The sequence below is a fragment of the Natronomonas sp. CBA1123 genome, from assembly GCF_009741925.1.
GTDB lineage: Archaea > Halobacteriota > Halobacteria > Halobacteriales > Haloarculaceae > Natronomonas.
Genome location: NZ_WPCC01000016.1, coordinates 20,655 through 40,001, shown reverse-complemented (window position 1 = coordinate 40,001; position 19,347 = coordinate 20,655). Strand labels below are relative to the sequence as shown.

Annotated in this window: 20 protein-coding genes, 1 tRNA gene and 1 pseudogene; 13 read left to right on the top strand and 9 right to left on the bottom strand. The window is 63.1% G+C overall.

The window, feature by feature from the left end; all coding sequences use genetic code 11:
• The first annotated feature begins 183 nt into the window (after positions 1 to 183).
• The 5 genes from GJ631_RS19470 (at position 184) to GJ631_RS09230 (ending at position 6,879) form a co-directional block, all read left to right on the top strand.
• Positions 184 to 2,040: an ATPase, T2SS/T4P/T4SS family gene (locus GJ631_RS19470; protein WP_197424948.1), complete on the top strand. Its 1,857-nt coding sequence runs from the start codon at positions 184 to 186 to the stop codon at positions 2,038 to 2,040.
• Positions 2,037 to 4,061: a type II secretion system F family protein gene (locus GJ631_RS09245; RefSeq protein ID WP_156708880.1), complete on the top strand. Its 2,025-nt coding sequence runs from the start codon at positions 2,037 to 2,039 to the stop codon at positions 4,059 to 4,061. The genes GJ631_RS19470 and GJ631_RS09245 overlap by 4 nt, the downstream gene beginning before the upstream one ends.
• A gap of 4 nt (positions 4,062 to 4,065) precedes the next feature.
• Positions 4,066 to 5,610, top strand: coding sequence for a hypothetical protein (locus tag GJ631_RS09240; protein ID WP_156708879.1), 1,545 nt, complete (start codon positions 4,066 to 4,068; stop codon positions 5,608 to 5,610).
• 85 nt (positions 5,611 to 5,695) lie between these two features.
• A complete protein-coding gene (locus GJ631_RS09235) occupies positions 5,696 to 6,298 on the top strand; it encodes a response regulator (protein ID WP_156708878.1) in 603 nt (200 codons plus the stop codon).
• On the top strand, positions 6,295 to 6,879 hold the full coding sequence (locus GJ631_RS09230; protein WP_156708877.1) for a hypothetical protein: 585 nt from the start codon (positions 6,295 to 6,297) through the stop codon (positions 6,877 to 6,879). The genes GJ631_RS09235 and GJ631_RS09230 overlap by 4 nt, the downstream gene beginning before the upstream one ends.
• Before the next feature lie 15 nt (positions 6,880 to 6,894).
• On the opposite strand, the gene GJ631_RS09225 is transcribed toward GJ631_RS09230, so the two are convergent.
• From GJ631_RS09225 to GJ631_RS09215, 3 genes are all read right to left on the bottom strand, one after another.
• Positions 6,895 to 8,142, bottom strand: coding sequence for an MFS transporter (locus tag GJ631_RS09225; RefSeq protein ID WP_370518617.1), 1,248 nt, complete (start codon positions 8,140 to 8,142; stop codon positions 6,895 to 6,897).
• 78 nt (positions 8,143 to 8,220) lie between these two features.
• Positions 8,221 to 9,048, bottom strand: coding sequence for an HD domain-containing protein (locus GJ631_RS09220; protein WP_156708875.1), 828 nt, complete (start codon positions 9,046 to 9,048; stop codon positions 8,221 to 8,223).
• 41 nt (positions 9,049 to 9,089) lie between these two features.
• A complete protein-coding gene (locus GJ631_RS09215) occupies positions 9,090 to 9,569 on the bottom strand; it encodes a redoxin domain-containing protein (RefSeq protein ID WP_156708874.1) in 480 nt (159 codons plus the stop codon).
• Positions 9,570 to 9,667: 98 nt separating this feature from the next.
• Between GJ631_RS09215 and GJ631_RS09210 the strand changes: the two genes are divergently transcribed.
• From GJ631_RS09210 to GJ631_RS09195, 4 genes are all read left to right on the top strand, one after another.
• On the top strand, positions 9,668 to 9,919 hold the full coding sequence (locus tag GJ631_RS09210; protein ID WP_156708873.1) for a twin-arginine translocase TatA/TatE family subunit: 252 nt from the start codon (positions 9,668 to 9,670) through the stop codon (positions 9,917 to 9,919).
• A 77-nt stretch (positions 9,920 to 9,996) separates the two neighbouring features.
• Positions 9,997 to 10,359: a twin-arginine translocase TatA/TatE family subunit gene (gene tatA, locus GJ631_RS09205; RefSeq protein WP_156708872.1), complete on the top strand. Its 363-nt coding sequence runs from the start codon at positions 9,997 to 9,999 to the stop codon at positions 10,357 to 10,359.
• Between the two features lie 50 nt (positions 10,360 to 10,409).
• Positions 10,410 to 10,483, top strand: a tRNA-Arg gene (locus tag GJ631_RS09200).
• Positions 10,484 to 10,764: 281 nt separating this feature from the next.
• Positions 10,765 to 11,031, top strand: a complete 267-nt coding sequence (locus GJ631_RS09195; protein WP_156708871.1) for a hypothetical protein — start codon at positions 10,765 to 10,767, stop codon at positions 11,029 to 11,031.
• Between the two features lie 10 nt (positions 11,032 to 11,041).
• Here the strand turns inward: GJ631_RS09195 and GJ631_RS09190 are convergent, their stop codons facing one another.
• The 4 genes and pseudogenes from GJ631_RS09190 to GJ631_RS09175 all read right to left on the bottom strand — a co-directional run bounded on the left by GJ631_RS09190 (position 11,042) and on the right by GJ631_RS09175 (position 13,418).
• The gene (locus GJ631_RS09190; RefSeq protein ID WP_156708870.1) at positions 11,042 to 11,302 is read right to left on the bottom strand and encodes a helix-turn-helix domain-containing protein; all 261 of its coding nucleotides are present in this window, start codon (positions 11,300 to 11,302) and stop codon (positions 11,042 to 11,044) included.
• A 64-nt stretch (positions 11,303 to 11,366) separates the two neighbouring features.
• Complete coding sequence (locus GJ631_RS09185; RefSeq protein ID WP_156708869.1) at positions 11,367 to 12,410, bottom strand: MBL fold metallo-hydrolase; 1,044 nt, start codon at positions 12,408 to 12,410, stop codon at positions 11,367 to 11,369.
• Positions 12,407 to 12,718, bottom strand: a complete 312-nt coding sequence (locus GJ631_RS09180) for a ubiquitin-like small modifier protein 1 (RefSeq protein ID WP_156708868.1) — start codon at positions 12,716 to 12,718, stop codon at positions 12,407 to 12,409. The genes GJ631_RS09185 and GJ631_RS09180 overlap by 4 nt, the downstream gene beginning before the upstream one ends.
• A 90-nt stretch (positions 12,719 to 12,808) precedes the next feature.
• A pseudogene (locus GJ631_RS09175) lies at positions 12,809 to 13,418 on the bottom strand (VOC family protein).
• 107 nt (positions 13,419 to 13,525) lie between these two features.
• On the opposite strand from GJ631_RS09175, the gene GJ631_RS09170 reads away from it, so the two are divergent.
• Entirely contained in the window at positions 13,526 to 14,422 is an 897-nt protein-coding gene (locus GJ631_RS09170; RefSeq protein WP_370518616.1) for a haloalkane dehalogenase, read from the top strand.
• Here the strand turns inward: GJ631_RS09170 and GJ631_RS09165 are convergent.
• Together GJ631_RS09165 and GJ631_RS09160 are read right to left on the bottom strand one after the other, a co-directional pair.
• Entirely contained in the window at positions 14,419 to 15,006 is a 588-nt protein-coding gene (locus GJ631_RS09165; protein WP_370518615.1) for a uracil-DNA glycosylase, read from the bottom strand. The two genes, GJ631_RS09170 and GJ631_RS09165, sit on opposite strands and share 4 nt — an antisense overlap.
• Before the next feature lie 54 nt (positions 15,007 to 15,060).
• A complete protein-coding gene (locus tag GJ631_RS09160; RefSeq protein WP_156708867.1) occupies positions 15,061 to 15,570 on the bottom strand; it encodes a halocyanin domain-containing protein in 510 nt (169 codons plus the stop codon).
• Positions 15,571 to 15,746: 176 nt separating this feature from the next.
• Here GJ631_RS09160 and GJ631_RS09155 point away from each other — a divergent pair, with 176 nt between their 5' ends.
• Genes GJ631_RS09155 through GJ631_RS09145 form a run of 3 tightly spaced genes read left to right on the top strand, consistent with a single transcriptional unit; the run spans position 15,747 to position 19,330 of the window.
• Positions 15,747 to 17,024, top strand: a complete 1,278-nt coding sequence (locus GJ631_RS09155) for a Single-stranded DNA binding protein (protein ID WP_156708866.1) — start codon at positions 15,747 to 15,749, stop codon at positions 17,022 to 17,024.
• A complete protein-coding gene (locus GJ631_RS09150; protein ID WP_156708865.1) occupies positions 17,021 to 18,595 on the top strand; it encodes an RPA family protein in 1,575 nt (524 codons plus the stop codon). The genes GJ631_RS09155 and GJ631_RS09150 overlap by 4 nt, the downstream gene beginning before the upstream one ends.
• Entirely contained in the window at positions 18,596 to 19,330 is a 735-nt protein-coding gene (locus tag GJ631_RS09145; protein WP_156708864.1) for a metallophosphoesterase, read from the top strand.
• Positions 19,331 to 19,347: the final 17 nt, after the last annotated feature.

Here is a 19,347-nt window from a genome sequence, read left to right as displayed (position 1 = left end):
CCCGATGACACTCCCCGTGAGACACTGAGACGTGGTCCCAAGGACCAGCCACATAAGTAGCCCCGTACAAACCCGGTATAACACTAATGATGATACACAAAAACGGCACACGTAGGTTCGAGCCAAATGGGGGACGAAAACGACGGTTCGCCGGCCGACACACCGGTGACAGACGGAGGAACTGTGAGCAGTGATAGCGACTCCTCGGACGGTGAGGTCGAGGAGTTCGAGTGGAACGACGAAACGACAGAACGACCCGAAGAGTCGGCTTCCGAGGAGGGGGCGGCCGACGCGACGGCCGAGGAGGGCGAAGCGTCGTCAGTCGAGTCAGACACCGAGGAGGACTCTCCGGCAGTCGCCGAGGCCCGCCGTCCGCGCGAGGAAGACAGACAAATCGTCTCCGACCACCCGATAAAGGGCGAGATTCTTCGGGAGGTCCACGAGTACTTCGAGACGGCGGACATCGACGAATCGTTCGCCGAGCGGCCGGACGTTGAGTTCATCAAGGGTCAGTTCTTCGACTTCTCGTATCTCGACAACCACGAAGAAATCGAGCGGCTGTGGGTGAACAAGCCCTACGCGTACGTCTCCATCCTGCGGCGTGACGACGAAGAACGGCTCCGATACCACGTCCACGAGCCAGAACTGACGGAGTTCGAGGAGTACGTCCGCGAGGACCTCGTGAAGATTCTCCGAAACAGCCTGATGTATCAGGACCTGGAGGCCGACGACGACCGCGAGGCAATCTTCGAGGAGAAGGCGAAAGAAATCATCTCCGACCACGCCGCCGCAACCATCGAGGACGGCTCGCTTCTGAAGCTCAAATACTACCTCCTGCGGGACTTCGTCCACCTGGGGCGCATCGACCCGCTGATGCGAGACCCCAACATCGAAGACATCTCCTGTGACGGTATCGACATCCCCGTCTACGTCTACCACGCCGAACACCGCGACATGCCGACGAACATCACGTTCGGCAAACAGCGCCTCTCTTCGTTCGCACTGCGGCTTGCACAGCGAGCGGGCGAACAGGTGTCCGTCTCCGAACCGCTGATGGACGGGACGCTCCCGGACGGCTCCCGCGTGCAGTTGACCTTCGGGTCGGACGTTGCGACCCGTGGGTCGAACTTCACTATCCGGAAGTTCGCCAACATCCCCTTCACACCCGTCGACCTCGTCGAACGCGGGACGTTCTCCGTCGAGCAGATGGCGTACTTCTGGCTCGCTATCGAGAACAACCGCTCGCTCATCTTCTCCGGCGGTACGGGTTCGGGGAAGACCACCTCGATGAACGCCGTCTCGATGTTCGTCCCCGAGGACGCGAAAGTCGTCTCCATCGAGGACACCCGCGAAATCACGCTCCCGCACGACAACTGGGTCCAGAGCCTCACGCGGGAGTCCATCACCTCGGAGGGCCGCGGCGAGGTGTCGATGTACGAGTTGCTACAGGCCGCACTCCGACAGCGCCCCGAGTACCTGCTGGTCGGTGAGATTCGAACCGAGCAGAACGTCGCGTTCACGTTCTTCCAGGCCATCGGGACGGGCCACACCGCTTACACGACCATTCACGCCGAAAGCGTCGAAGGCGTGTTGAACCGACTGGAGAACAAGCCGCTCAACGTGCCGGCACAGATGGTCTTGGAGTTGGACATCATCTCCGTCCAGAAACAGACGTTCAAGGACGGCGACCGTGTTCGGCGCAACGACGGCGTCACCGAAATCCTCCCCGGCAGCGACGCCGAGGAGTCCATTCGCGCTATCGACATCTTCGCACGTGACGCCGATTCCGACACCATTCAGCGAGTGAACAACTCCCAGGTGCTGCAGGAAATCGCCGACGACCGAGGCTGGAGCGGTCGGGAGTTGGCCGAGGAACTCCGCCAGCGCCGTGAGTTCCTTCAGTACCTCGTCGACAACGACATCTCGGGCTACAACGAGGTCACGAGCGCGATTCACATGTTCGGGAGCAACAAGGAGAAACTGCTGAAGATGGTCAACGAGGGCACCTTAGAGCCCGGCGACCTCGAAGACACAGAATGAGCCAGGGAAACATCGACGACGCGACGCCGATTCCGGACTACGAACTCGAACAGTACTTCCCGGAACGTCACGACCTCTCGGAGGCCGACAAGGAGCGACTCCGCGACCAGCACGGCTACCTGCGGACGTGGTTTCTCACCCATCCCGAACGGTTCCGTGACCTCCAGCGGTGGCTCAATCAGGCGCGGATGGGCTACACCTACGACATCTACCTCACCCGCATCACGGGCTACACCTTCATCGCGGCGGCTGTCGGGCTGTTCCTCGGAGCCTTACTTTCCGTCCAGTTGACGCTCTTCGGCGGGTTTTCCCAACTGGGCGTCAACCAGGTGGTGTTTCAGGCCCTTCTCGGCATCGCGGTCGTCGTCTTCTCCGTCGTGCTGTTCGCCGGCGGCGCGTTCGCGACAGGGTACTACTACCCCCGCATGCGGACGAGCACGCGCGAACGGAGCATCAACATCCTGCTCCCGCACGCCATCGTCTACATGTACGCGCTGAGCTACGGCGGGATGAACACCTTCGAAGTCGTCAAGGAACTCGCCGAAGCCGACGAGGTGTACGGCGAGGTGTCCAACGAGTTCGACATGGTGGTCCGCGACGTGGAACTGTTCGGCAACGACCTCTTTACGGCGCTGCGTGACGCCCGCAACCTCACGCCGTCGGAGAACCTCGAACAGTTCCTCGACGATATGATTTCCGTGCTGGACTCGGGCAGCGAGTTCTCGGTGTTCCTCGAAGACGAAGCTGAGACCTACATGGACGAGGCTCGCGACGAACAGGACAGTTTCCTCGGAACGCTGTCGATTCTCTCCGAGATTTTCGTCGTCGCCTTCGTCGCCGCGCCGCTGTTCCTCATCGTCACCCTGCTCGTCATCAGTTTGCTGGGCGGACAGGCGCTGCTGCAGACGTACTTCCTCGTCTACGTTGGCCTACCGCTGGGAATGCTCGGCTTCCTCGCGGCCGTCGACATCCTCTCGAAACCCTACGCCGAACACACCGACGAACTCGAAATCGAAGACGTCGAGTTCGACCGCGAGTGGAGTTCCCGCGTCACCGAGGACCCCCAATACGAGACGTACGAACAGAAGAAACAACGCGACAAACGCCTCGAGATGCTGTACAACCCCATCGACCAGATTCGGGACCGAAATCCGCTTCTGTCGCTGCTCGTGACGGTCCCGATTGCACTGCTGGCAGTCGGCTTCGCCTTCATCTCCGGCGCCGTCCCGGCGTCCATCGAGGGCATCCTCGAAGTCCCGATTCGGGCGACAATCGGACTGTTCGTCGTGCCGTTCCTCATCGCGTCGGTGCCGCTGACGCTGTTCTACGAGAGCCAGCGTCGCCGCGAGAAGAAAATCGCAGAGCGGTTCCCCGACACGCTGAACATCCTCTCGAGTGCGAACCAGATGGGTATCCGGCTCGTCGACGCGTTGAACCTCGTCTCGCGGTGGTCCGAGGGCGCCCTCTCCGATGAACTCCGGAAGGTGCGCAACGACATCCGCTGGAACGGCGACATCGAACGGGCGCTGTTGGAATTCGCCAACCGCCTGAAGGTTCCGCAGGTCACTCGGACGATGAAGCTCATCGCGAAGGGCAATCACTCCTCCAGCGACCTCTCGAAAATCATCTCCATCGCCGCCGAGGACACCCGTAACCGCTATCAAATCGAACGGAAGCGCCGCAGCGAGATGGGCGCCTACACCGCCATCGTCATCATCGGCTTCCTCGTGTACCTCGCGGTCATCGTCATGCTCGATACGAGCTATCTGACGCCAATCGGACAGTTGGCCGACACCGCGCCGCCGTCGAGCGCCCAAGCCGGCGGTGCGGCCGGCACGCCGCTGTCGGTGGGTGAGGTGCCGGTCGACATCTACCGAACGGTGTTCTTCCACTCGGCGCTCATCCAAGGTATCGGCAGCGGGCTACTCGCAGGGAAACTCGCGGAGAACAACGTCCTCGCCGGGCTGAAGTTCAGCATCGTGCTGGCAGTGCTCACGCTTGGCGTGTTCGTCCTCATATAGAACAATGAATTTCATCACAGACAACAGAGGTGTTTCGGAGGTCGTCGGCGCGATACTGGTGTTCGGGCTGTTCGTCGCGCTACTGGCCGTTTTTCAGACGACGGCGATACCGGCGGCGAACGAGGAGGTAGAATTCAAACATAGCCAACAGGTCCAGAGTGATTTGGTTGAGTTCAGTAGCGCAACCTCGAGGGTTAGTTCCAGTGGGAACCCTGAATCGGTGAAAGTACAGATGGGGACATCATATCCGACGCGTTTGCTGTTCTTCAACCCTCAGAACCCGACTGGACAGATTCGCTTAGCCGGAAACCAAACGGCTAGTATCCAGAACGTCACAGCCACTGACGACGAGACTAGTGAATATATTGATGGGTCAATAACTAACTTAGAAGCAAAACGTCTGGAATACAGTGCGAACTACAACGAGTACCGGAACCCACCGACGAATGTTCTCGAATACGGGACTGTTTATCGTGCTTTCGACAATCAAACGGTTATCGACGACCCCGGTAAGGTAGTCAGCGGAAACGATATTTCTCTCACGCTGTTCGCCGGAAACCTCTCTCGTGCTTCCGGTGGTTCCATGTCCCTTGAAGCAGAGCCGACGAGCGCACCTGCCCGAACAGTAACCGTCGAGCCTTCGGGTGGTCCAATGGTTCTTCGACTCCCCTCACGCCTAGACGCCTCCCAATGGGAGGAACTCCTCTCGGAAGAGGAGAACGTCGAAGACGTACGCTCTGCTGGCGGTGGTGACTTCGTGGAAATCGAACTCAATGAGACCAAAGAGTACAATCTCCGGATGCCACAGATAGGGGTGGGAAGTGATACCCCCGATACAGAAGCGACATACGTGACGCGGGCCTCGAACCGCCAGTTGCAGATTGGTGAAGCGAACCGGCTACCAATCGAGGTACGAGACCGATACAATAACCCCGTGAGCGGTGAGAGCATCAACATTAGCGTAGATACCGGGCAGTTCCAAAACGGGAACCAAACCATCGAAACGACTACTACGGACGATGGACAACCGAGTGCCCGCTACACAGGTAGCGGTGCAGGGGTTGTGGAGGTCGAAGCGAGTTACGCGCGAAAACCGAGCGACTCCAGTTTCAATCCAGACAATAAGGAGGATATCCGATTCAACGTGTCGTTCAACCCCCGTCTTGACCAGACGGACCCGACTATTCAGGACGCCACACTATCTGAAGATGCGTTCACTGTCTGTACGAGTTTCAATGATGTTACTATACCTGTGATTAGTGACACTGTTACCAGCTGTCTCACAACCGCAACGGTTTCGCAGATGATTGTAGATTACGATGTGACTGATACTGGTGGTTCTGGACTTGACTACATTGAGCTGGCAGTAGTGGATTCCAATGGTAACACCCTAATGAATTCAACTGAGAGGGTTCAAGGAGCTCAAAGCCAAGGCATCTTCCGTTCACCGCAAATCAATCACGACGAAGCAGGCGAGCCTACTAGCGTTGATATCCGGGTCTACGATCGTAACGGGAATTCAGATAATACGACGGAGGCTCTGCCGTAGTACTACGAAATGCTATTTTTACACCGACTCTTGAAGAGACAGACGCCAAACTATACGTAGCCCCCACCAAAAGACGAGATATCTAATGAGCGAGGGAGATGGAAAACCGACGGTCCTCGTGGTCGAGGACGAACGGGCGCTCATCGAACTGTACGTTCGGTGGCTGGAGGACGACTACGAGGTTCTGACGGCGGAAGGTGGTGAGGCGGCACTCGAACAACTCGACGATTCGGTCGACGTGGTGCTTCTGGACCGGTTGATGCCGGGGATGAGCGGTGACGAAGTGCTTGCCGAACTTCGAGAACGGACCACCGAGTGTAAGGTGGCGATGGTGACGGCCGTCGAGCCCGACTTCGACGTGATTACGATGGGCTTCGACGACTATCTCACCAAGCCCGTCGAGCGCGACGAGTTGTTGAAGACCGTCCAGCGACTGCTGTCGCGGTCGGATTTCGCGGACCTCGAACAGGAGTTGTACTCGCTGTCGGCCAAGCAGGCGGCGCTTCGGTCCTCGAAACCCGACGAGGAACTCGCCGAGAGCGAGGAGTACGCGGACCTCGAAAGTCGGCTTTCGGAGCTGCGTTCGGAACTCGATGCGACGCTGCCGGAGATGGAGAGCGACGAGTTCGTGGCGATGGTCCGGGACATCGAGGGCGAATCCGACGAGGGAGGGGGTGAGGACAGGTGAGCTATCGCGTCGACGGGTTCGGCGAACTCGCGACGTTCGACGCCGGAACGAGCGTGTTGGTGTCCGGGCCGTCGCCGGAGACCAACGAGCGGCTGTTCGACGCCGTCACACCCGCCTCCGGCGAGCGTGCAATCGTCATCACGACGAACACGGACGCCGAAACCGTCGTCGAAGAACTGCTCGACCGCGGTGCCACCCGCGAACAACTCGGTGTCATCGAGTGCACCAACCACGACAGCGATGTCGAAGGCGTGCCAGTCAAGCAGTTGAGTTCCCCCGGCGATTTGACGGGCATCAGCCTCGAGTTTGCGAAACTGCTCGACGAGGACGACACGAAGCCGGTTCGTGTGGGATTCGCGACGGTGTCGACGGCGCTGATGTACGCGGAACTGCGAACGATGTTCAGATTCCTGCACGTGTTCACCGCTCGCATCCGCTCGGGCGACATGCTGGGCGTGTTCACGATGAACCCGAGCATGCACGACGACAAGGCGCACAACACGATTCGTGCAGTCTTCGACTCCGAGGTGTCGGTCGGCCGCGAGGAACTCACGCTGCGCGGAAGCGGGTTCTCACAGTAGCGTCTCCTTCGGCGGTCACTGACTGCGAGAACTGAGGCCGATGAACGCCGCAGTCGAGACGAGGATGCAACCGGCTGCAACCCCGAAGGCGGCGAACACGCCGGAGGCATCCCAGACGATGCCCATCGTCAGCGGACCGACGACCTGCCCGATTTTCCACGACACGGACCGGAGGGACATGCTTCCTGCCGTCGCGTCGACGGCCTCACCTTCCTCGATGAACAGCGACATGCTCGCCGGGAGGCGGATGCTATCGGCGACGCCGCAGAGTGCGAACGCCCCGAAGAGGACGGCGAACGCCGGCGGGAACGTGAGCGAGCGTCCGACCAAACTGACGGCGACCGATGGGATGAGGCCGTCTGCGAACTCCGCGAAGGGAATCGCCAGCGTGCCGACGGTGTACAGCAGCGCCCCCGTGACGATAAATCGGCTCTTGCCGCCGATGCTGTCGGTCAACTCGCCGACGTATCCCTGTGTGAGCGCTTTGGTGAGTTTCCCGCCCGCGAGGACGATACCGACGACGAGTGCGTTCATCCCGAACCCGGTCCGGGCGTAGATTGGAAGGAACAACAGCACGCCCATCTTTCCGAAGCCGGTTCCGAGCCGAAACGCCGTCAGGGCCTGAAGCGTCCGTCGACCGAGGAGGTCGCGGAACGTCTCCCGGCCGCTGCGGTCGTCAGTCGAGCGCCCGCCGGGGTTGGTTCGCAGGACCGCGGCGACGGCGAGGAACGCCCCGAGGGTAATCGCCGAGAGGACGGCGTACGTTTCGGTGAAGCCGTAGACGGCGAGCAGCGCGCCGCCGACGATGTCGCCGGCGAGACTGGAGAACGCGCCGACCTGATTGTAGGTGCCGAACCAGAGCCCGCGCTCGCCGTCGGGAGCGATGTCGCCGACCACAGTCGAACCGGTAATCCACAGGAGGCTCGCCCCGACTCCCTGTACCATCCGGACCAAAATGACGTGCGAGACGGTTTCGACGAGGGCGAACCCGACGAAGACGGCGACGTTGACGAGAAACCCGACGAGTAACACCCGCTTTGCGTTGTGCGTGTCGATGTACCGGCCGAGCGGGAGGACGATAATCAGTTGCGTGAGTGCGAAGACGGTGCCGAACAGTCCTTCGACGGTACTCGTCGTCCCGAACTGGTCGGCGTACAGCGCCAACGCGATAGCGATAGTCGAGTACGCCTGTGCGCGGGCGAACGCCGTCCCCGAAAGCGAGAGGAACTCCGGGTCGCGGAAGGCACGGAGGGTACTCGACACGTCTCGGGGTAGCGAATCGGGGCCCAAAAGCGAGGTGATTCCCGACGACGGAGGAGGGACTCCGACGCCGACGCACCGTTACAGTTCGATTCGTTCGACGAGGTCGCCGTCGTCGCTGTGGGTGTTGAGCGCGACGATGCGGACGTACTCCTCGATTCGGGAGTCGTGGAGTTTGTGCTTCAGGAGTTCGTCGACCTGATACACGCCGGCGGCGTCGGTCATCTCTATTTCGACCATGACCGGCATGCCGTTGCCGGGTTGCAGCGATACCTTTCGAATCGCCCGACTGGAGATGGTGTTGATGCCTCGACCGCCCTTCTCGTAGGGGATTCGGGAGCGGCCTCGCTCCATGTCGAGAGCGTCCGCGACGCGGACGACGCCGGCTTCGGTCGTCAGCGGCGTCTCCTCGGTGTGGTGACAGAGGATAGCGTGCAGCACTTCGCCCTTCATTCGGACGCGCTCGGCGGCGTCGTAGAAATCGAACTCCGTCAGGAGTCGGTCGAGTACGTCCGCCGCTAGCGGAATCGAATAGTAGGGGTGGTCGTCGCGGTGGACGACGTGGCCGATGTCGTGTAGCGTCGCGGCCAGTGCGATGATGACCGACTCGTCGGCCTCTTCGAGGCCCTGCTGTTCGGCGCCGTTGAACTCGACATCGCCGGCCTTCAGCAGTTCGTACAGACACAGCGCCCGATTGCGGACGATTTCGATGTGTTTGGTGCCGTGGTCGTTGTACCCCTTGCGGTCGACGGGGTTGACGTTCTGGGCTTCGAGGTAGGTGGTAATCTCGGTGTCGCTCTGGACGGTTTCGAGCACCGTGTTGAGGCGCTCGTCGGGGAAGTCGTGGTCCGCATCCGGGTCGTACACGCGACCGGGTTCCCCTCTGTCGGCGGTATCGGAGTCGCTCATATCGCGACAAGGGTGGGTGTCGAGAAAAAACGTCCGGCGAGTCAGGCGTCGCCCACGGCCGCCTCGACGTCCTCGTAATCAGGTTCGATTCCGGGGTCGTCGGAGACCCACTCGTAGGTGACAGTGCCGTCTGCGTCGACGACGAACACCGCGCGCTTTGCGACGCCTTCGACGCCGAGGGCATCGAAGTCCATCGATACGTCGTAGGCGTCGATGACCTCTTTGGCGATGTCGCTGACCAGCGGGAAGTTGAGGTTGTTCTGTGTGGCGAACTCCTCGAGTGCGAACGGCGAGTCGACGCTGACCCCGTACAGCGAGGCGCCAGCATCGGTGAGGTCGTCGAGTCGGTCGCGGAACGTCGTCATCTCGCTGGCGCAGACGCTCGTGAACGCGCCGGGGAAGAACGCCAACACGACGGGACCGTCATCGGTGGCGTCGGCCAGCGAGAACTCCTCGATGTCGCCACTCGGTGTCGTCATCGGTGCACTGAACGTCGGTGCGTCGTCGCCTACATCGACCATGTGTGGCCCCTCGTGACCCGCCCGTTTGAATCTCCGGCTTCCGGCGACCGGGCGACGAGTGGCGAAAAGCCTACAAGTGGGCACGCGAAGCAACAGGTATGACGACGCCACTGTTCATCGGTGGGCTGGGTCCACCCGAACTGCTGTTAATCGCCGGCATCCTGATTCTCCTGTTCGGGGCGAGCAAGCTCCCGGAACTCGCACGGTCGATGGGGTCGGCGACCGGCGAGTTCAAGAAGGGCCGCCAAGAGGTCGAAGAAGAACTCGAAGAGATACAGGACGAAGACGAGGAAGTCTCCGCGGAGTCCGACGCCGAAACGTCCGGCGACACCGAGCGCTCGAACGCCTGAACTCCGTTTTTCGCCGACTCGATTCCGCTTTCCGAGGAAAAAGCCTATAATCAACACTAGGCTAGCCTCGGGTAGCAATGATGGACCTGCTTCCAATGCAGTTCGGGCTTCCCGGTGGGCCCGAGGTGCTGATAATCCTGCTCATCGCCGTGCTGCTGTTCGGCGCGAACAAGATTCCCAAACTCGCCCGCTCGACCGGCGAAGCGATGGGCGAGTTCCAGAAAGGCCGCCAGGAGGTCGAAGAAGAGCTGAAGGACATGCGCGACGGCGCGACGGGGCAGTCGTCGAGTAGCTCGTCGACGGAATCCACAACGGAATCGACAACGGAATCGTCGACCGAAACTGACAGCGACGCGACGACCGACGCCGCGGAAGACGAAGACGACGAGGACTTCGAAATCGCGGAGGCGGAGTCGGACGACGAAACCGAGACGAACTGACGAACCGTCGGACAGCAATCGTTTTCAGCCTCCCGCGCCCACTTTCGGTAGGGCGTGTGGCCAAGCGGACTACGGCGAGAGGTTCCTAACTTCTAGAGCGCGGGTTCGAATCCCGCCACGCCCGTTCTGCGAGGAGCGGACGCGACGAGCGAACGGGCACGGAGTTCGAACCCTGAAAGACGCAGCGCCGAGCGTAGCGAGGCGACCGTCTTTCTCCGGTTCGAATCCCGTCACACCCGTCTCGTTCGCTTCGCTCACTCGACGCGCGTGGCGTAGTTCGAAAACGCGTCGCGTTTTCTCACTCCCGTCACGCCCTGTATCGAATTCGGTGTGTCGCTCGAAACAGTGTAGAATCTAATCGGCGCTACCGAGACGTTTACTCCCACCCCTGCGTTACGGAGGCGTATGAGCCGACCGACGCTCGACGATATCGCGGCACTCGCCGGTTCGCGTGTCGAACTCACGGTTCCGAAGCCCCGGGAGGACCAACGACTCGTCGGCACTGTCGTGGCCGAGGGTGCGGAACTGCGACTGCGCCTCGACGATGGGACAAGCGAGAATCACGCGACGGTTCGGCTGAAGGAACGCGAACGCGACGGCGTCGTGCGGGCGTTTCGCGGGACGGACGGTGACCTACTGGTCGGTCGAGTCAAACGAATCGACGAACTGTAAGAAAGGGAGCTTACGCGGCTGGCGTCGCGGCGTCGGGTTCCTCACCCGTCTGGACGGCGTACGTCGACTTTCGTGCGTCCATGAGATACACCGACTCGTCGACGATATCGGCGTCCTCCAGTTTCCGGAGGGCGTGTCGGACCGTCCGCTGTGGCAGCAGCGACTCCTCGGCGAGTTGCGATTGGGTCATCGGACCCTCGTACTCGAGCGTCTTGTAGACGAGTTTCGCGCTCGGTGGGAGGTCCTTGACCACGGATTCGGCATCAGACATACTGCTATCGACGGGCGGATACCGCTTAATCCCGGGTCGGTTGGGTAGCCACCGCGCACACCCGTCAGTGACCGGGACGACGGCCGACGTCGAGGGCGGCGGGCACGTCGGGGAACAGCGAATCGAGGTCCGGCTCGGATTCCAGCAGTTCGAACGCGCGACCGGTCCGTGCGACGACACCGGCTTCGAGGAGGTGTTCGAGGTGGGCGAACGCCTCTCCCGGTCCGTGGAGGATGTGGATGAACGACAGCGAGCCGAACAGTTCGGCGCTGACCTCCCACGGCGTCGCGGGTCCGTCGTCTAGCACGCCCACGACGCGTTCGGTTCGGTCGCGGTGATGGGAGATGATGTCGGCGGCCCGTCCCGGCGGGTCGACGATTGGACCGCGGTGGCCTGGCCACGCCCGGGTGTACTGTCGTGAGATGATGTCGAGGAGGGCGTCGAGGTACTGTTCGAGCGCACCGTCGACGCGGATGTCGGCGCCGCCGACGTTGGGGGTGTAGTACGGCAACAGCGCGTCGCCGCTGAACAACTCCTCGCCATCACGGCCTTCGAAGGCAAAGCCCGCCAGTCCGGCGGCGTGCCCCGGCATATGAACCGCCTCGAGTTCGACGCTGCCGAGGTCGAAGGTGGCGCCGTCCTCGAAGGTAGTCACCTCGGGAGCCTCGCCGTCCATGCCCGCGCTGCCGTCGAGGAACGCAAGCAGTTCCTCCTGTTTCTCCTCGGGCATCCCCCACTCGTCGATGGCGTTCCGGAGTCGGTCCTCCTGTGCGGCGGTGGCGTCGGGGTCTTGGGCGACGAGCGGCGCGTCGGCCTCGTGGACGTTGACCGGACAGCCGCTTTCGGCCTGTATCTCGCCGGCCAAGCCGGTGTGGTCGGCGTGGTGATGCGTGAGTAGGATTCGCTCGATGTCGGCGAACGCGAGGTCGTACCTCGCCAACCCCTCCTGGAGTTGTCTCCGGGTGTCATCGGACGCGACGCCGGTGTCGACGAGCGTCGTCGTCGCACCGTCTTCGAGACCGAGAACGTAGCAGTTGTTGTTCCCCTCGAAGGCGTGGTTACCGAGCGCGACGAGTCCGAGTTCGAAATCGAGGGCGGGGTCCGTCATTGGGAGGCCTCCGCGAGTCGCGCCGTCGCCGTTCCGCCCGAGACGCCCGGCGACAACACGAGCGTGTCGCCCTCGGAGAGCACCACGTCGTCCCGGTCCTCGAGAAGTGGCTGGTCGTTCCGTGCAACGGTGATGTGAGAGCGCAGCGCGCCGTTCTCGCGGAACAGCAGCGACTGCAGGCCGTCATAGTCCTCGGCGACGGCTCGAAGGGCATCCGCGACCGTGACCCCGTCTGGAACGGTTCGGACCACTGATTTCTCACCGACTGCATCGCGAAGCGTCGCGTAGAACTCGAAGTGGAGTTGCATACCACACGGTGGTCGCCTGTCCGGCAAAAGCTTTCCCTCGGCAGCAATGTCGGTCAGGAGCTTCGACCCCGTCGATTCCTCACTGGTCGATTATACGCCCGCCCCGGTCGGGGCGTCGCCTTCGAACCGTGGTTCGGGGTTCAGCCCCAACTCCTCTAAGGCCGCCTGCATGTGCTCGTCGTCGACGAACCCCGAGCCGTCTTCGACGCGTTTCTCGTGGGCGAGAGCGAGCACTTCGCCACGGCGTTCGGCCGGGAAGTCGTATTTTTCGACGACTAACTCGATGACGAGGCCCGTCGGGTCCTGGGTGTACAGCGAGTGGAACGCCCCCCCGGTCGAACTCGTTGAAGCCGTAGTCGGCGGCACGGAGTGCGTTCTTCGTGTCGTCGAACTCCTCGGGGGCGATGGAGAAAGCGAGGTGGTGGACGTTGCCGGCGCCACGGTACGGTCGCGGCGAGCGGTTCTCGCCGACAAAGAAGGTGAGAATGCGGCCGTCACCGGTGTCGAAAAATAGGTGTGTCAACTCCGGGGCGTCGAGGTTCGGCTGTTCGAGCACGAGCGGCATCCCCAGCAAATCCCGATAGAAGGCGAGCGTGCTCGCGGCGTCGCCGCCCATCACGGTCATGTGGTCGGTTCCGATGGTGTGGACTGGGCTGTCGGGTTTCTCCGCGGTGACCTCGTGTTCCGGGGTGTGTTCCATATCCCCGATAGGCGGTCGAGCCTCAAATAGACCCCTCTGCCCTCGATGATACCGGGTGACGCAAACGTCACCCGAACGCTTTTGGGCGCCCCGCGGGAGTTGCGCCCGTGACTCTCACCACCACACCCGAGGAGCGGTTCGAGGACGTACCCGACTACGAGTATCCTCACGAGAAGGTTCCCGTCACCGACGACGGCGCGGAGATGGCCTACGTCGATGTCGAGGGGGACGGAGACGAGACGTTCCTGCTCATGCACGGCGAACCGACGTGGGGATTCCTCTATCGGAAGATGATACCCACACTCTCCGAGCACGGCCGCGTCATCGTTCCGGACATGCTCGGTCTCGGCCGCTCGGATAAGTACACCGATCCCGACGCCTACAGTTTCGACCTCCACTACGACGCCTTCGAGACGCTGCTGTTCGATGAGTTGGACCTCTCGGAGATTACCCTCGTCTGTCAGGACTGGGGCGGCATTCTGGGCCTCGCGCTCGCGGGCCACAATCCCGAGCGGTTCGCCCGCCTCGTAGCGATGAACACGGGCGTTCCCGACGGCACACAGGAGATGTCCGACGCGTGGCACCAGTTCGCCGACTTCGTCGAGAACGTCGAGGAACTGCCCATCGGGATGTTGATTCAGAACGCCACCGCTGAGGAGCTATCCGAGGAGGTCATCGCCGCCTACGAGGCGCCGTTCCCGACCGAGGAGTCGAAGGCCTGCGCTCGGGTGCTGCCCTTCCTCATCCCGCACTCGCCGGACGACGAAGGCGCCGACACGATGCAAGCCGCCAAACAGCGGTTGAGCGAGTGGGAGAAACCGGCGTTCGTCCTGTTTTCGGATTCCGACCCCATCACGCGTAACGCCCGTGACCCGCTCCGGGAGTTGATTCCGACCGCGAGCGAACAGCCCGATACGTGGATAGAGGGTGCGATGCACTTCCTCCAGGAGGACAAAGGCGAGGAAATCGCCGACGAGATAGCCGCTTTCGTCGAGCGAAGTTAACCGACGGTCGTCGCGACGCCTTTCGTCTGCCGATAGTCGCTGTCCAGCAGCGCCTCGAGTCGGTCGACGAGTGCCGGCCTGTCGCCCGGTTCCCACTCTGCGGGCTCGCGGACGGGAACGACGAGGAAGCCGCGGCCCCGCACTTCGGTCGCGTGGAGTCGGGCGGCGTCGTGTGGGAGCTTTTGCGCTTGCGTCGTGAACTCCGTCAGGACGTACGACAGCGCCTCGTCGCCGACCGGGAGGAGAATGTGGGCGTTCACCGCACGGATTTCGGCGTCGGCGTATCGTTCGAGGTCCGCGGGGTCGCCGGGGGAGAGCCACAGGTACGAGAGATAGCAGTTCGACAGTTCGGGGGCGTCGCTGTACGGCTCGGCGGCGAAGCCGACGGCGTGGAGGGTTTCCTGTATCCGTCGGCCGGCGAGCGTTCCGGTGAACGGAACGCCCCTGTCGGTGCCGCCGTGAGTCTCGCCGTCGAGACCCAGGACGTGAAAGTCGGCGTTGGCGTCACCGTAGCCGTACACGGCGGGTTCGCCCGGGGCAGTCATTCCGAAGGGGTTCGACACCCGGTCCGTCACGCGCTTCACACCGGGCGGTAGGCGAGCGGTGAATAAAAGAACGCGGTCGCGGCTCGTCGCGGCTTACTCTTCGACGACTTCGATTGCGCCCTTCATGCCCTGTGCTTCGTGGGGCTGGCAGACGTACAGCTGGATGCCGGTGTTGTCGAAGGACTGGTTGAACGTGTGGCCCTGCTCGCCGACGATTTCGCTCTGGAAGTCGGATTCGGAGTCCTCGACGGAGGCGACGTTGTGGCTGCCGCCCTCGCCGGTCCACTCCCAGACGACCGTCGTACTGGAGGTAATGCGAACCGCTGCGGGGTCGAACGCCAGTCCACCGTCGCCGGCACCGACCATGATGGTCACCTCGTCCTCGCCGGTCATGTCGGCGATAGTGCCGTCGTAGAGGTTGGCTTCCGAAAGGAAGTCGTCGATTTCCTGGGGAACTTCGGCACCGCCGCCGTTGCCATTGCCGTTTCCGTTCCCGTTTCCGTTCCCGTTTCCGCCGCCGTTGCCGGTACAGCCCGCCAGTGTACCGGCCGCGACTGCGGCGCCGGTAGCCTGCACGAATCGTCGTCGGCTCACATCTCTCATAACGACTTAAAGTTGGAGCCGAAGCGACATAAATGGCACACGAAGTGTGTCAACATCTGCTGTGAAACGCGTACCCAAACCCACGACGCTCGACTGTGCGACCTCGTCGCCGAGTGCGTGGAGGTTCGTCCGTGCGGCGAACGCTTTTGACCCACGGCGACGAACCCCCGACTGAAATGAGTCTCGACGACGCGGCCGAGGAGCTCGCCTCCACCCTCGGCGTAGACAAAGCGGAGGTCAAAGAGGACTTGGAGAAACTCGTCTCGTATTCGGTGCCGATGGACGAGGCCAAACAGAGCCTGCGCCGGAAGTACGGCGATTCCGGTGGCGGAGGCGGCGGTGGCGGCGAGCCACCGGCGACCGACATCGTCGACATCGAACCCGATATGGGCAACGTCAGCGTTACCGCGCGCGTACTGACGGTCGGCAAGCGCTCCATCCGGTATCAGGGCGACGACCAGGTCATCTTCGAGGGCGAGTTGGCCGACGAGACGGGCAAAATCTCCTACACAGCGTGGACGGATTTCTCGCTGTCGCCGGGCGACACTATCACCGCCGGCAACGCGGGCGTCCGCGAGTGGGAGGGCGACCCCGAACTCAACCTCGGGGAGTCGACGACGGTGACGCTCGAAGAGGAGTCCCTCGAGGTCCCCTACGAGGTCGGCGGCGAGCGCGACCTCATCGACCTCCGGCCGGGCGACCGTGGCCGGACGGTCGAGGTGAAGGTACTCGAAGTCGAAGAAAAGACCATCGACGGCCGCGACGGGGAAACCGACATCCTGAGCGGCGTCGTCGGCGACGAAACCGCCCGACTGCCCTTTACCGACTGGGACCCACACGCCGACATCGCCGAAGGCGCATCCGTCCGCATCGAGGACGCCTACATCCGCGAGTTCCGTGGCGTGCCCTCGGTCAACGTCACGGAGTTCTCGACGGTCGAACCGACCGCCGACGTGGACGTGAGCGACTCCGCGACGGAGATGGGCGTCCGGGAGGCCGTCGAGGCCGGCGGCGTCTTCGACGTGGCGTTGGTCGGCAACGTCATCGAAGTCCGGGACGGGTCCGGCCTCATCCAGCGCTGCCCCGAGTGTGGTCGGGTCGTCCAGAACGGCCAGTGCCGCAGCCACGGCGAGGTCGAGGCCGAAGACGACATGCGAGTGAAAGCCATCCTCGACGACGGGACCGACACGGTGACGGTCGTCCTCGGCCGAGAGTTGACCGAGGAGGTGTACGGCGGCACGCTGGAGGAAGCGTTGGACCACGCCCGCGACGCGATGGACCGCGAAGTCGTCTCGGAGGAAATCGCCGCGGGCGTCGTCGGACGGGAGTACCGCGTCCGCGGGGCGCTGTCGGTCGACGAGTACGGCGCGAACCTCGATGCGACGGAGTTCGAGGAAAGCGGTGACGACCCCGCTGCACGTGCCGAAGCCATGCTCGCGGAGGTGAGTCGATGAGTTCCAGCGACGACGGCCCCGGACGCCGGGAAGTCGCCTACCGACTGTTCGCGGCGGAGTTCGACGACTCGGAGTTCGACTACAGCGAATCCGACGAGGAACGGGCACCGAACTACGTCGTCACGCCGACCGGAGCGCGGGTCAATCGCCTCTTTGCGGTCGGAGTCCTCACCGAAGTCGAGGACGTCAACCCCGAGATGGTCCGTGGCCGGGTCGTCGGCCCGACCGGGGCGTTCGTCACCTACGCCGGTCAGTATCAACCCGACGCGCTCACGTTCCTCGAACGCGCCGACCCGCCGACGTTCCTCGCGCTTTCGGGAAAGGCCCGAACGTTCGAACCCGACGACGGCGACCGTATTTACTCGTCGGTCCGCCCGGAGTCGGTCAGCGAAGTCGACGCCGAGACCCGCGACCGCTGGGTGGTCACGACCGCCGAGCGAACGCTCGAACGAATCGGCATCATGGCCTCGGCCATCGAATCCGGCCTCGCCGGCGAGCAGTTACGGGCCGCGCTCTTGGAGGCGGGCGTAGACGAACGCCTCGCAGACGGCGTCGCACTCGCCTTGGATTACTACGGCACCACGCCGGCGTACCTCGACGCGCTCCGCGAGACCGCTCTCGATGCGCTCCGCGTCGTCGCCGGCGAGAAAGACGAAGTGGGCCGACTCGACGTAGCCCCCGACGAGGGAATGGGCGATGCGAGCGCGCTCGCGACGCTCGACCTCTCGGGGGCGCCGTCGCCGGAGACAGCCGCCGCTGCGGCAGGTGTGGGTGAGGCTGAATCGGCATCCGAGGCCGACGACTCCGACGACGCAGGCGAATCGGCCGAGACGACGGAACCTGAACCAGTGAGTGCCGAGACGGAGTCGACACAGGAGGCCGAACCGGCAGTCTCCGACACCGACACGAGCACGGAATCGGAGTCAGAGTCAGAGGGGGGTCTCGCAACCGACGAATCCGACGAGGTCGAAACACCTGAAGAACCCGAAGAGTCCCAATCGGACACCGAGCCGGTCGAGACGACTGCCGACTCGGAACCGGCCGAGGAGACCGCCGCCGAGACGGAACCCACGGAGACGGCCACCGAACCGGCGGCCGGCGCCGACGAGGACGTTCGCGAGGAAGTCGAAGAGGAGTTGGACGACTTCGACCCGGGCGAGTTCGAACTCGACGAGGAGGAGCGCCGCGAGGTCGAAGAGGAGTACGGCACCGAGTTCTCGACGGCCGGGGAAGTCGAGGAAGCGGGCATCGAGACGCCGGGGCCCGAAGACGAACTCGAAACGGCCGAAGCGGAAGCAAGCGACGAACCCGAACCGGCATCCGAAGCCGAACCGGAAGCGACTGAAGACGCCGAAGACGCGGCGGGAGCCGACGACGTAGACCTCGAAGATGCCGTCATGGAGACGATGGAAGCGCTGGACGACGGCGACGGCGCCGACCGCGAGGAACTCGTCGCGACGCTCGTCGAAGAGCACGGCGTCGCCGCCGACGCAGTCGAGGATGCCATCCAGGACGCGCTGATGAGCGGTCGGTGTTACGAGCCCTCTGACGGCGTCCTGAAGTCCATCTGAATGCTCGAACCGGTGTCGGGCCGGCCGGCGGCGGTCGCCGACTGTGGCGTCGAACGAGCCCTCGTCGTCGCTGATTACCACGCCGGTCTGGAGGTCGGACTCAGACGAGACGGCGTCGAGATTCGAAGCCACGCGGCCGAGCGCCGCGAGTCGTTGCTCCGACTGCTGGCCGACTCCGACGTGGACCGACTGGTGCTGTTGGGCGACGCCGGCGACGCCATCGGCGAACCGAGCGGCGCCGAACGCGAGGAGTTGTCGGCGCTGTTCGACGCTGTCACCGAGCGGGTACCGGTAACGCTGACGAAGGGGAACCACGATGGTCGCATCGAGTCGGTTGTAGAGAAAATCGACGGCGTCGAAGTCGTCGACGGCCCCGGCGTCAGAATCGGCGACGTTGGCTTCTGTCACGGTCACACCTGGCCCGGCGAGGAGGTGGTCGCAGCGCCGACGCTGTGTACCGCCCACGAACACCCGATGGTCCGACTGGAAGACGACGTGGGCGGGTCGCGTCGAGAGCGAGTGTGGCTCCGTGGCCGCCTCGACGAGGCGGGCTTTTCCGACTACGACCGCGTCGGCGAGCGTATCGTCGTCTGTCCGGCGTTCAACGACCTCTCCGGCGGGACGCTGGTCAACGAGAGCGACGACTTTCTCTCGCCGTTTCTGCCCGAGGGGCTGGCCGAAGGTGAGGCGTACCTGCTCGACGGGACGCGACTCGGTGACTATCGGTCGGTGTAATCGGAGACAGGAGACAG